The sequence below is a fragment of the Ruegeria sp. MALMAid1280 genome (assembly GCF_049195285.1).
Classification (GTDB): domain Bacteria; phylum Pseudomonadota; class Alphaproteobacteria; order Rhodobacterales; family Rhodobacteraceae; genus Ruegeria.
In genome coordinates, this window is the sequence record NZ_JBMIRT010000059.1 from 501,653 (window position 1) to 512,798 (window position 11,146).

The following is an 11,146-nucleotide window of genomic DNA, read 5'->3' on the forward strand; positions in this document are numbered from 1 at the left end:
ACAAGCATCCTTTCGCTGTTTCGCAAAGCTCAAACTTTCCAGAAGACGAAGATGCCCCAGCCAATCGACAGGAATAGGGGGATCCAGACGGGCTGGCCCACCAGTCCAAGCCAGGCAAGAAAGATATATGCCGACCCCAACAGGGTGATGAACAACCGGTCGCCCAGCGTGGTCGTCAGGCCCAGGACGCCGCGCCGTTCGATCCCGTCGCGATATTTGAAGCCTTCGAGCACGCCGATCAGGGCGATGGCCGAAAAGATGCCTACGAACACGGCCAGTGTCGCCGGAGTCCAGGCCATCCAGAAATCCGGCCACAGGGGGGCGGTCCAGGAAAAGCCCTTTTCCTCTTGCTGGCCGACACTACCCCATCCGGCCTGCGCTTGGGCAAAGGCCGTCGAGGGCAGGAAGGGGAGAGTGAGAAGAAGTTTACGCATATCGAACCTCACACACGACCCATCGCGAAACCGCGCGCGATGTAGTTGCGGACAAACCAGATGACGATGGCGCCGGGGATGATGGTAAGGGTCCCGGCTGCGGCCAGCAGGCCCAGCTCATACCCGGCGCTGGATGCGGTGCGGGTCATCACGGCGGCGATCGGTTTGGCCTCGACCGCGGTCAGGGTCTTGGCCAGCAGCATTTCCACCCATGAGAACATGAAGCAGAAGAACGCCGCGACGCCCACACCCGCCTTGATGTTGGGCAGGAAGATCGTCACGAAAAAGCGCGGGAAGGAATAGCCGTCGACATAAGCCGTTTCGTCCAGTTCCTTTGGGATGCCGCGCATGAAACCTTCCAGAATCCACACCGCCAGCGGCACGTTGAACAGCGTGTGCGCCAGCGCCACGGCCAGATAGGTGTCGAACAGACCGATTGAGGAATAAAGCTGGAAGAAAGGCAGGGCAAACACCGCAGCCGGGGCCATCCGGTTGGTCAGCAGCCAGAAGAACAGCTGCTTGTCGCCCAGAAACCGATAGCGCGAGAACGCATAGGCGGCGGGCAGGGCGACACAGACCGAAAGCACCGTGTTCAGCGTCACATAGGTGATCGAGTTGATATAGCCCCAGTACCATGTCGGGTCGGTGAAGATGGTAATATAGTTCTCCAGCGTAAAGGTCTGGGGGAACAGGGAAAAGCCCGACAGGATCTCGTTTGTAGTCTTGAAGGACATTGCCACCAGCCAATAGATCGGCAGCATCAGGAACGCGATGTAGAGGATCGGGATAAGGGTCCGCTTCTTCATTGCGCGTCATCCTTTGTCATCAGAGTGTAGAAGACCCAGCTAACCAGCAGCGTGATCGCGAAATAGATCAGGCTCATCGCGGCCGCAGGGCCGAGGTCGAACTGTCCCAGCGCGATCTTCACAAGGTCGATCGACAGCAGGGTGGTTGAGTTGCCGGGGCCGCCGCCGGTCAAGACAAATGGCTCGGTATAGATGTTGAAACTGTCCATAAAGCGCAGCAGCACGGCGATGGTCAGAACGGTTTTCATCTTGGGCAGTTGGATATACCGGAACACCGACCAGGGGCTGGCACCGTCGATCTTGGCGGCCTGATAATAGGCATCCGGGATCGACACGAGGCCCGCGTAGCACAGCAGCACCACCAGCGAGGTCCAGTGCCAGACATCCATGACGATGACCGTGATCCAAGCGGACAGAGGCTGTTGCGTCATGTCATAGTTGATGCCCAGAACGTCATTCAGGAAGTACCCAAGCAGGCCGATCTTGGGCAGGGTGAAGATATTCCACATCGACCCGACCACGTTCCAGGGGATCAGCATCGGCAGCGCCATCAGCACCAGACAGACCGGCACCCAAAAACCTTTGCGCGGCATTGAAAGCGCCACGATAATGCCCAAAGGCACCTCGATGATCAGGATCATTGCGGTGAACAGGAACTGCCGCCCCAGTGCAGCCTGAAACCGGTCAGATCGCAGGATCTGCTCGAACCATCCCAGACCTTCCCAGAAGAACTGGTTGTTGCCGAAGGTTTCCTGCACCGAGTAGTTGACCACTGTCATCATCGGCACCAGCGCATTGAATGCGACCAGCGCCAGAACGGGCAGGACAAAGAACCAGGCTTTTTGGTTTTCGGTTCTCATCAGCTGCGCTCCTCGGTTGCAATCCAGCCGTCGCGGTAGACGCGGGATTGTTCAGGTTTGAATTGCAGGAAAGCCTGCGAGCCCGGCTCGGGTACGCTGTGTTCGGTCACGGCCTTGAGGGCTGTGTTGCCGACCATGGCACTGACCACAAAATGACGACCGATGTCGGACACCTTAGTCACATGTGCCGGGATGCCGGTGTCACCAAAGCCCACATATTCGGGCCGGATACCCAGATCAGTGCGGCCTCCGTCGCCATGGGTCGGGCCTTCCAGCACGACTTCGTGGCCTTCGAACACCGCGCGGTCGCCTTTGGCCTCACACGGCAGGACATTCATGCCGGGTGACCCGATGAAATGACCGACGAAAGTGTGCTGAGGGCGTTCGAACAACTCAACTGGAGTACCGATTTGAACCACTTCGCCTTCTTGCATCACGACCACTTCGTCAGCGAAGGTCAGCGCCTCGGTCTGGTCGTGGGTCACGTAGATCATGGTGGCTTTAACGCGCTGGTGCAGCTCTTTCAGCTTGGACCGCAGTTTCCATTTCAGATGCGGGTCGATCACGGTCAGCGGCTCATCGAACATCACCGCATTCACGTCGTCGCGGACCAAACCGCGCCCCATCGAGATCTTCTGCTTGTTGTCCGGGCTAAGGCCGCTGGCGCGGGTGTTGAGCATATCCGTGACGTCCAGCATCTCGGCGATCTCACCGACGCGGCGTTCGATCGTTGCCGGGTCAACACCGCGGTTCTTCAACGGAAACGCCAGGTTCTCGCCCACGGTCATGGTGTCGTAGATCACCGGGAACTGGAACACCTGTGCGATGTTGCGTTGATCGGGGGGCAGGGCAGTCACGTCGCGGTCGTCAAACAGGATTTGCCCCTCAGACGGGGTCAGCAAGCCCGAGATGATGTTCAGCAGCGTAGATTTACCACATCCCGACGGGCCTAGCAGCGCATAGGCCCCACCATCGCGCCAAGTCACGTCGATTTCCTTCAGCGCATAATCCTCGGGGCCTTTCGGCGTAGGCATGTAGCTGTGTCGCAGGTTCGAAAGCTTGATTTGTGCCATGTCAGGCCACCCTTTGGCCGTCTTGGCCGAAGTACCGGCAATGTGCCGGGTTCATGTAAAAGCTGTGGTCCTCGCCCACCTGATACGGATGCACACCCGCAGCGAGCGAAACCCAAGCGTCCTCGCCGTGCTGGAAATGCGCGCTGGAATCCGAGCCCGACAGCTCGGTCACGATCACCCGCCCGGTCAGTTCTACGTCGGCATCCGTGGTACGGAACGGCGTCACCCGATGGGGTCGCACGGCGACCATGTAATCTCCGTCGGCCATGTCGGCGACAGCCCAGCCGCCTCCGCCAGCAAGTTGCGCCTGAGCGCCAGAAACGGTGATGCGGGCGACGTTGATCGGCGGGTCCGAGAACACACGCGCGGCGGCAATGTTTTCGGGATTGCGATAGATGTCGGCGGTAGGCCCGAACTGAGTAACGCGCCCGTCTTCCATCAGGGCGGTGTAGCCGCCCAGCAAAAGGGCCTCTTCGGGCTCCGAAGTGGCATAGACCACCACTGCGCCACGTCCGGCAAACAGGTCCGGCAGCTGCTCACGCAGTTCCTCGCGCAGCTTGTAGTCGAGGTTCGCCAGCGGTTCATCCAGGAACACCGCGCGGCTTTCCTTGGCAATCGCGCGGGCCAGCGCAGTCCGTTGTTGTTGTCCGCCCGACAGCTCGTGCGGGCGACGGTGCAGCATCGGGCGCAATTGCAGCAGGTCGGCGGCCTCTTCGACGCGGCCCTCGATCTCTGACTTCGCCATGCCCGCCACGCGCAGCGGCGAGGCGATGTTGTCGAATACGGTCATATGCGGGTAGTTCACAAAGAACTGGTGCACCAGGCTGATCTGCCGCTTTTGCGTGTTCAGCCGGGTCACGTCCTGCCCATCCATCAGAACCTTGCCCGAGGCGATCGGGTCCAGCCCGGCCATCATCTTGATCAGAGAGGTCTTGCCCGATCCCGTCGCGCCCAGCAGCACATTGAAATGGCCGGTCTGCAGCGTCAGGTTCGTGGGCTTGATATGGATGACATTGCCAACCCGTTTGGTGGCGTTTTGTAGTTCGATCATGTCCGTGGGTTCCGGTCCTTCAGTGCATCGCACTGGTCTTTTGGGGTGGGGATGCCGCAAACGGCACCCCCGGTTTTCACGGCGTTACTGAGACTGCCAGCGCTGAACCAGTTCGTCATAGTTGACGGTCTGGCCTTGCGGCTTTTCATTCTCAAGCTTGGCCTTGGGCGAACCCGCTTTTTCCAGCCAGAACTCCGGGTCCTGCGGATCGTTCAGGCGCGGACCACAGCCACCGTAGACACCGGCGCTTTCATCCGCGGCCTGCATACGGGCCATGGTGATGTCCATCTCTTCGGCCAGACGGTCCATCGCCTCTTGCGGGGTGAAGGCGCCCGAGTTCACGTCACCGATCTGCTGCCACCAGATCTGGGCCAGCTTCGGATAATCCGGCACGTTGATGCCGGTCGGCGACCATGCCACACGGTCAGGCGAGCGGTAGAACTCGACCAGACCACCCAGCTTGGGTGCGCGTTCAGTGAACGACTCGTGATTGACCGAGCTGTCGCGGATGAAGGTCAGACCCACGTGGGATTTCTTCACGTCGACAGTCTTGGACGTCACGAACTGGGCATAGAGCCAGGCCGCCTGAGCACGATCCGCGGGGGTCGATTTGAGGAAGGTCCACGAACCCACGTCCTGATAGCCAACCTTCTGGCCTTCTTCCCAGTAGGGTCCATGCGGGCTGGGCGCCATCCGCCACAGCGGCGTGCCTTCGTCATCCACGGTGTTGTTGCCTTCGGACTTCGGCTTGACCATGTCAGCGGTGAAGGCGGTGTACCAGAAGATCTGCTGGGCCACGTTGCCCTGGCTGAGTGCCGGTAGTGACTGGTAAAAGTCATACGACGCCGCACCCGGAGGTGCATAGGCCCGCAGCCATTCATCCCACTTGCGGATCGCGTAGACCGCAGCCGGGCCGTTTGCAGCACCACCGCGCGAGACGGACGCGCCAACGGGGTTACAGGTGCCCGCTTCCATGCGGATGCCCCATTCGTCGACCGGAACGCCGTTCGGCTCGCCTACGTCACCAGCACCGGCCATCGACAACCATGCGTCGGTCATACGCCAGCCAAGGTCAGGCGCACGCTTGCCGTAATCCATGTGGCCATAGATCGCGACGCCATCGACTTCTTTCACATCATTGGTGAAGAACTCGGCAATGTCCTCATAGGCTGACCAGTTGACTGGAACGCCCAAGTCATAGCCGTATTTCTCTTTGAATGCGGCCTTGTTGGCTTCGTCATCGAACCAGTCCTTGCGGAACCAGTACAGGTTCGCGAACTGCTGATCCGGCAGCTGGTACAGCTTGCCGTCCGGGCCGGTGGTGAACTGAATGCCCATGAAGTCATCCAGATCCAGCGTCGGCGAGGTTGTCGCCGCCCAGTCGCCCGCCATCATGTCGGTCAGCGGATAGGCCTGTTGCAGACGCGAGTGGGTTCCGATCAGGTCACTGTCGTTGACATAACCGTCATACAGGTTCCGGCTCGTTTGCAGTTGGGTCTGAACGGCCTGAACCACTTCGCCCTCACCAAGGATCTGGTGGTTGACCTTGATGCCGGTGATTTCCTCGAACGCCTTGGTCAGAACCTCGGATTCGTACGAATGGGTCGGAATGCCTTCGGACAGGACGTTGATTTCCATGCCAGCGTAAGGTTGTGCAGCTTCGATGAACCACTGCATTTCGGCCATCTGTTCGTCTTTCGACAGGGTCGATGGCTGGAATTCGTCGTCGATCCAGCGTTGTGCTGCGGCTTCGTCGGCCCAAGCGGACCCGTGCCCCGCAATGACGGCAGCCGCCGCCACTGCGGAAAGTAGATGTCTCCGCATCTGTCTCCTCCCAAAAATTATGGTTTCCGGCGCGAACCGGATGCCGGACAGCATCAGCGATTTCTTGCGTACGTGTCAAACTAAATTTTTAGTAATTGAGTTTCTGTAGGGGGGCACGACGGCAATGTATCCTCGGTTGTCAATTTGTGAATTCGTTGTAAGCTGCACTCGCGATTACAAAAAATGCCGCTGATTGACGTGGCGCCGATTGGCGGAATTCACCTGGACGTATGAGGATAGGCAATGTCCCAGAGTCTGTTGAAATACACACGCGTACTGGAAATTGTCGGGGATACGATCAAGGTCATGGTGCCGTTGGACGGGTCCGCTGATGCAGCCGTTCGCTTCAATGATCTGGCGGTGATCGAGACGGTCGATGGGCATAAAACCCTGGCGCAGGTGATCTTCATCGACCACGACGTGGTGACCTTGCAGGTGTTTTCCGGCACCAAGGGGATCTCGACCGAAGCCACTGCAACCTTCCTTGGCCACCCGATGCAGACGCCTTATTCGGCCAACATTCTGGGGCGCGTTTTTGATGGGGCGGGAGTGGCGATTGATGGCGGGCCGGACCTGTCGTCCGAGCCGCGGATTGATATCGGCGGGCCGACCGTGAACCCGGCCGAACGTGCGGTGCCCAACAAGATGATCCGGACCGATGTGCCGATGATCGACGTGTTCAACACATTGGTCGAAAGCCAGAAAATCCCGATCTTTTCCGTGTCGGGTGAGCCATTCAACGCCTTCCTCAGCCGAATCGGCATTCAGGCGGATGCCGATATCGTGGTGTTTGGCGGGCTGGGGCTGATCTTTGACGACTACCACACGTTTCGGACGTCTTTCGAGGATGCGGGCGTGTTCTCGCGCACGGTGATGTTCGTCAATCAGGCGATGGACCCTCTAGTCGAACGCCTGCTGGTGCCGGACATGGCGCTGGCTGTGGCCGAGAAATTCGCGGTGGAAGAGGGCAAGCGCGTGCTGGTTCTGATGACCGACATGACGGCCTTTGCAGACGCGATGAAAGAGGTCGGGATCAGTCAGGAACGCGTGCCCTCGCAGCGCGGCTATATGGGCGATCTCTATTCACAGCTGGCGCGTCGATACGAGAAAGCCTGTGATTACGCCAAGGGCGGATCGGTGACGGTGCTGACCGTGACGACGATGCCCGGCAATGACGTGACCCATCCGGTTCCGGACAACACGGGGTATATCACCGAAGGGCAGTTCTATTTGCACTCGGGTGTGATCGATCCGTTCGGCAGCCTCTCGCGCCTCAAGCAGAACGTGATCGGCAAGACAACCCGCGAAGATCACGGGCAGATCATGAACACGATGATCCGGTTCTATTCCGAAAGCCGTGATGCTGCACAGAAACAGGCGATGGCGTTTGATCTATCGGATTATGATCACCAGTTGCTGAAATTCGGCGCGCTGTTCCGCAAGCGGTTCATGGACATCAACGTCTCGATCCCGCTGGAAGAGGCGTTGGATTTGGGGTGGAAAACGTTGGCTGAATGCTTCCAGCCTGAACAACTGCTGATGAAGCAGGCTCTGGTCGACAAGTACTTTCCGAAGGATGCAAATGGCGCGGTTGCAGCTGAATAAATCGTCGCTGGCCCGCCAGCAGACGCAGCTGAAAAGCTATGAGCGGTTCCTGCCGTCGCTAGACCTGAAGCGCCAGCAGTTGATGGCGGAACGTGCCAAAGCGCGCGAGGATGTGCGGCGGCTTGAGGAAGAGGTCAAGGAGCTGGCGCGACAGGTCGGGGCGAAGCTGCCGATGCTGGCGCAACAAGGTGTCGATCTGGACGGGCTGGTTGAACTCAAGGACTATCAGGTCAAAGAGGTCAACGTTGTGGGTGTCAAAATGCCTGCGCTCGACCGGATCCAAGTTACGGTACGGCCTTACTCGTTTCTGGCCAAGCCCCATTGGGTCGACGCAGCCGCGCAGTTGCTGCATGACATGATCGAGGCACGCCTGCGGGTCAAATTGGCCGAGGAGCGGGTGAAGATTTTCGACAAGGCCGTCGCCACGATCACCCAGCGCGTCAACCTGTTTGAAAAGGTCCTGATCCCGCGGGCCAAGGCCAACATCAAGAAAATCCGCATCTACCTGAGCGATGAACAGATGCAGGCCGTCGTGCGCTCGAAAATCTCCAAGCGCAAACACGCGCAACAGGCGGTGTCATGAGTGTCGCGCGTCTCAAGAAACTGTCGTTGGTCGGACGCGCCGGGCAGAAGACCCAGACACTTGAGGCATTGCAGGAGCTGGGATGTATGCACGTCCTGCCGCTGGCACCGCCTCCGGCCGAGCCCGAAAAGATCAGCGAACGTGGTGCAAGAGAGGCTTATAAGGTATTGCGTTTCCTGACAGATGTGCCCGAGGCGCGCCGCCAGATACAGCGTGACCCGGATTTCGAAATGGACCAGTTCGTCAAGGACGTGCTGGACCTGATGCAACGCACGCGTGATATGACCGACCGGCGGGACTTTCTGGCGCATCGGATCGCTCAGGTGCGACCATGGGGAGACTTGGACTTCCCGCCCGATGACGTGTTGGCTGGCAATCGACTTTGGTTTTACCAGTTGCCAGTGAAGCACCGAGATGCGCTGTCGGACCTGACGCTGCCCTGGGCCATTCTGGAACAGGACCATCGGTTCATTTACGCTGTCCTTATCGCGCCTGACGAACCCGCCGACGACATCCTGCCGGTTCCGCGCACTCATACCGGGTCGCTGCCCATTCACGAGCTGGAGGCGCAGCTGGAAGAGGCCGAGATCGCCATCGAAGCGTTGGAGGCCGAACGGGTTGCGCAGACCCGCTATCTGACGCTGATGCGGCGGAATCTGTCTGTGGCCGAGAGCGCAGCGGAACTGGCACATGCGACCCAGAAGGTCCGCGACGAAGAGGCGATGTTTGCCCTGCAAGGCTGGGTGCCCGAAGATCGCATTGAGGCCGTGCTTGAGATGGCCAAAGCCAAGGATGCAGCCGTTCTGATCGAAGAACCGGGGCCGGATGACGCCCCGCCCACATTGTTGGAGCAACCGGAAAAACGAAATGCTGCTGTGGACTTGGCGCTGTTTTATCAAGTGCCCGGCTACAAGGATTGGGACCCGAGCGTCATCGTCGCGGCCTCGTTTGCCTTCTTTTTCGCGATGATCGTGACCGACGCGGGATACGGAGCCGTCATCCTGCTGGGGCTGCTGCTGTTCTGGAAACGGATGGGCGGAACGGTCGGGATGAGATCGTGGCGGCGGTACGGGCTGATCATCTCGGGCGCGACGATTGTGTACGGTATTCTGGTCGGCAGCTATTTCGGGGTGTCTCCGCCAGATGGGTCGATCTGGGCCAGGCTCAAGCTGCTGGATTTGAACAATTTCGGGGCCATGATGATGGTGTCGATCGTTGTCGGTGTTCTGCATCTGGTGCTGGCCAATGCTCTGGCCGCTCGGGCGGCATGGGGACAGAGGAAAGCAATTGCCAATCTGGGCTGGATCGCGGCGCTGATCGGCGGGTTTGTTCTGTGGCTCAGCTATATGAAAGGGTATTCCCCGACACTTGGGGCGGCGATCCTGATCGTGGGCGCTCTGGCGATCCTGCTGTTCTCCAGCGAGCGGGTGATCAAAAAGCCCACCGACTGGATTTGGCGCCTGATCGACGGGGTGCAGGGCCTGGCCGGGGCGATGGGCGCATTCGGAGATGTGCTGAGTTATATGCGCCTGTTCGCGCTGGGTCTGGCCTCGGCCTCACTTGCGATCACCTTCAACGATCTGGCCATGTCGGTGATCCACGCGCTGAAAGGGCCGGGCATTCTGTTCGGTCTGTTGATCCTGATCATCGGCCACATCCTGAACTTCGCCCTCGCATTGATGAGCGGCGTCGTCCACGGTTTGCGTCTCAATTACATCGAATTCTTTAAATGGGGTCTGCCGGACGAAGGCATCGTCTTTCGCCCGTTCGCCCGCAAGGAGGTTCAGGAATGAATGAGCTTGTTCTGACATTGGGTTGGCTGGGGATTTACGCGCCCATGGCGCTGGGCGCGGTCGCAAGCGCCATCGGCTGCTCGATTGCGGGGATGGCCAGTATCGGCGCCATGACCGAAACCGAGGGCGGCTATGGCCGGTTCGTCGGTGTTTCTGCCTTTCCGTCGACCATGGTGATTTACGGTATCGTTATCATGTTCACACTGAACCGTGACGTGACGCCGGAAAACGCAGGCGGGCTGTTCGGGATCGGTATCCTGTCGGGTATCGCACTCATGTATTGCGGAATCTGGCAGGGCCGTGCCTGTGCGGCGGCGATCAACGCGACCAAGGAGAAGCCTGAGATATTCGGTCTGTCGCTGGCACCCGCCGCGATCATCGAAGGCTTTGGCGTCTTTGCCTTTGTCTTTGCCCTGGTCATCAGCGCGGGGATCGGCTGATGGCACAGGATGGCATAATTTCGCACGGTGTTGATGCGCTGATCGATAAGCTGCGCAGCGACGGTGTGGCCGCCGGGCAGGCGGATGCGGACAAACTTCGCGCGGATGCCAAGGCCGAGGCCGCGAAGATTCTGGCCGACGCCAAGCGTGAAGCGGATGAGTATCAGAAAAAGGCCCGTAGCGAGTCTGACAGTTACCGCGCCGCAGGTGAGGAAGCGCTGAACACCGCCATGCGTGACGCGGTTCTGACCATGAAGGCCGATCTGACGGATCGGTTCCGCGAAGATGTCGAAAGGCTGGTCACTAAGGAAATGGGTGATCCGGATCTGCTGAAACAAATGATCCTCGAAGTGGTGGGCCGCGCCGCCGCTGAAGCGAAGCTGGACGGTAAGGTGCAGGTCATCCTGCCCGCCAAGGTCGCCACGCAAGAAGATATCAAGCAGAACGCAGACGACATCCAGTCGGGCAAGCTGACCAAATACGTGCTGGGTCTTACCGCCAGGATGCTGCGCGAGCAGGTCGAGCTGCACGCCTCGGATGATGCGCAGGACGGCATTCGGGTCCGGGCCGAGGATCAGGGCGTTGTGCTGGATCTGACCGACAAGGCCGTAGCCTCCTTGCTGATGGAGCACTTGCAACCGCGCTTTCGCGCGGTATTGGAAGGGGTGATCCGGTAA

11 protein-coding genes are annotated in these 11,146 nt (G+C 59.5%); 5 read left to right on the forward strand and 6 right to left on the reverse strand.

Translation table 11 applies throughout. From position 1 onward, the window contains the following. Positions 1-29: 29 nt before the first annotated feature. The 6 genes from ACOQFT_RS19370 to ACOQFT_RS19395 all read right to left on the reverse strand — a co-directional run bounded on the left by ACOQFT_RS19370 (position 30) and on the right by ACOQFT_RS19395 (position 6,048). Positions 30-434: a DUF2160 domain-containing protein gene (locus ACOQFT_RS19370; RefSeq protein ID WP_421599495.1), complete on the reverse strand. Its 405-nt coding sequence runs from the start codon at positions 432-434 to the stop codon at positions 30-32. 8 nt (positions 435-442) lie between these two features. Further along, positions 443-1,240 carry a carbohydrate ABC transporter permease gene (locus ACOQFT_RS19375; RefSeq protein WP_421599496.1) on the reverse strand — a complete coding sequence of 266 codons (798 nt, stop codon included), beginning with the start codon at positions 1,238-1,240 and terminating at the stop codon, positions 443-445. After that, positions 1,237-2,100: a carbohydrate ABC transporter permease gene (locus ACOQFT_RS19380; RefSeq protein WP_421599497.1), complete on the reverse strand. Its 864-nt coding sequence runs from the start codon at positions 2,098-2,100 to the stop codon at positions 1,237-1,239. The genes ACOQFT_RS19375 and ACOQFT_RS19380 overlap by 4 nt, the downstream gene beginning before the upstream one ends. Continuing rightward, complete coding sequence (locus tag ACOQFT_RS19385) at positions 2,100-3,173, reverse strand: ABC transporter ATP-binding protein (protein WP_421599498.1); 1,074 nt, start codon at positions 3,171-3,173, stop codon at positions 2,100-2,102. Before ACOQFT_RS19385 ends, ACOQFT_RS19380 begins: the two co-directional genes overlap by 1 nt. A 1-nt stretch (position 3,174) precedes the next feature. Next, positions 3,175-4,224 (reverse strand): ABC transporter ATP-binding protein, encoded by a 1,050-nt coding sequence (locus ACOQFT_RS19390; RefSeq protein WP_421599499.1) that lies wholly within the window; start codon positions 4,222-4,224, stop codon positions 3,175-3,177. Between the two features lie 84 nt (positions 4,225-4,308). Then, complete coding sequence (locus ACOQFT_RS19395; RefSeq protein WP_421599500.1) at positions 4,309-6,048, reverse strand: ABC transporter substrate-binding protein; 1,740 nt, start codon at positions 6,046-6,048, stop codon at positions 4,309-4,311. A 243-nt stretch (positions 6,049-6,291) separates the two neighbouring features. Here ACOQFT_RS19395 and ACOQFT_RS19400 point away from each other — a divergent pair, with 243 nt between their 5' ends. Genes ACOQFT_RS19400 through ACOQFT_RS19420 form a run of 5 tightly spaced genes read left to right on the forward strand, consistent with a single transcriptional unit; the run spans position 6,292 to position 11,146 of the window. Then, positions 6,292-7,653, forward strand: coding sequence for a V-type ATP synthase subunit B (locus ACOQFT_RS19400; RefSeq protein ID WP_421599501.1), 1,362 nt, complete (start codon positions 6,292-6,294; stop codon positions 7,651-7,653). Then, positions 7,631-8,236 (forward strand): V-type ATP synthase subunit D, encoded by a 606-nt coding sequence (locus ACOQFT_RS19405; protein ID WP_421599502.1) that lies wholly within the window; start codon positions 7,631-7,633, stop codon positions 8,234-8,236. The genes ACOQFT_RS19400 and ACOQFT_RS19405 overlap by 23 nt, the downstream gene beginning before the upstream one ends. Continuing rightward, on the forward strand, positions 8,233-10,029 hold the full coding sequence (locus tag ACOQFT_RS19410) for a V-type ATP synthase subunit I (RefSeq protein WP_421599503.1): 1,797 nt from the start codon (positions 8,233-8,235) through the stop codon (positions 10,027-10,029). The genes ACOQFT_RS19405 and ACOQFT_RS19410 overlap by 4 nt, the downstream gene beginning before the upstream one ends. After that, positions 10,026-10,469, forward strand: coding sequence for an ATP synthase subunit C (locus ACOQFT_RS19415; RefSeq protein ID WP_421599504.1), 444 nt, complete (start codon positions 10,026-10,028; stop codon positions 10,467-10,469). Before ACOQFT_RS19410 ends, ACOQFT_RS19415 begins: the two co-directional genes overlap by 4 nt. Then, positions 10,469-11,146, forward strand: coding sequence for a hypothetical protein (locus tag ACOQFT_RS19420; protein WP_421599505.1), 678 nt, complete (start codon positions 10,469-10,471; stop codon positions 11,144-11,146). Before ACOQFT_RS19415 ends, ACOQFT_RS19420 begins: the two co-directional genes overlap by 1 nt.

What these genes read in the sequence shown, in the direction of transcription:
- ACOQFT_RS19385 (WP_421599498.1), bottom strand. Translation starts at nt 3,173, where the DNA reads ATGGCACAAATCAAGCTTTCGAACCTGCGACACAGCTACATGCCTACG.
- ACOQFT_RS19420 (WP_421599505.1), top strand. Translation starts at nt 10,469, where the DNA reads ATGGCACAGGATGGCATAATTTCGCACGGTGTTGATGCGCTGATCGAT.
- ACOQFT_RS19395 (WP_421599500.1), bottom strand. Translation starts at nt 6,048, where the DNA reads ATGCGGAGACATCTACTTTCCGCAGTGGCGGCGGCTGCCGTCATTGCG.
- ACOQFT_RS19380 (WP_421599497.1), bottom strand. Translation starts at nt 2,100, where the DNA reads ATGAGAACCGAAAACCAAAAAGCCTGGTTCTTTGTCCTGCCCGTTCTG.
- ACOQFT_RS19405 (WP_421599502.1), top strand. Translation starts at nt 7,631, where the DNA reads ATGGCGCGGTTGCAGCTGAATAAATCGTCGCTGGCCCGCCAGCAGACG.
- ACOQFT_RS19400 (WP_421599501.1), top strand. Translation starts at nt 6,292, where the DNA reads ATGTCCCAGAGTCTGTTGAAATACACACGCGTACTGGAAATTGTCGGG.
- ACOQFT_RS19370 (WP_421599495.1), bottom strand. Translation starts at nt 434, where the DNA reads ATGCGTAAACTTCTTCTCACTCTCCCCTTCCTGCCCTCGACGGCCTTT.
- ACOQFT_RS19410 (WP_421599503.1), top strand. Translation starts at nt 8,233, where the DNA reads ATGAGTGTCGCGCGTCTCAAGAAACTGTCGTTGGTCGGACGCGCCGGG.
- ACOQFT_RS19415 (WP_421599504.1), top strand. Translation starts at nt 10,026, where the DNA reads ATGAATGAGCTTGTTCTGACATTGGGTTGGCTGGGGATTTACGCGCCC.
- ACOQFT_RS19375 (WP_421599496.1), bottom strand. Translation starts at nt 1,240, where the DNA reads ATGAAGAAGCGGACCCTTATCCCGATCCTCTACATCGCGTTCCTGATG.
- ACOQFT_RS19390 (WP_421599499.1), bottom strand. Translation starts at nt 4,224, where the DNA reads ATGATCGAACTACAAAACGCCACCAAACGGGTTGGCAATGTCATCCAT.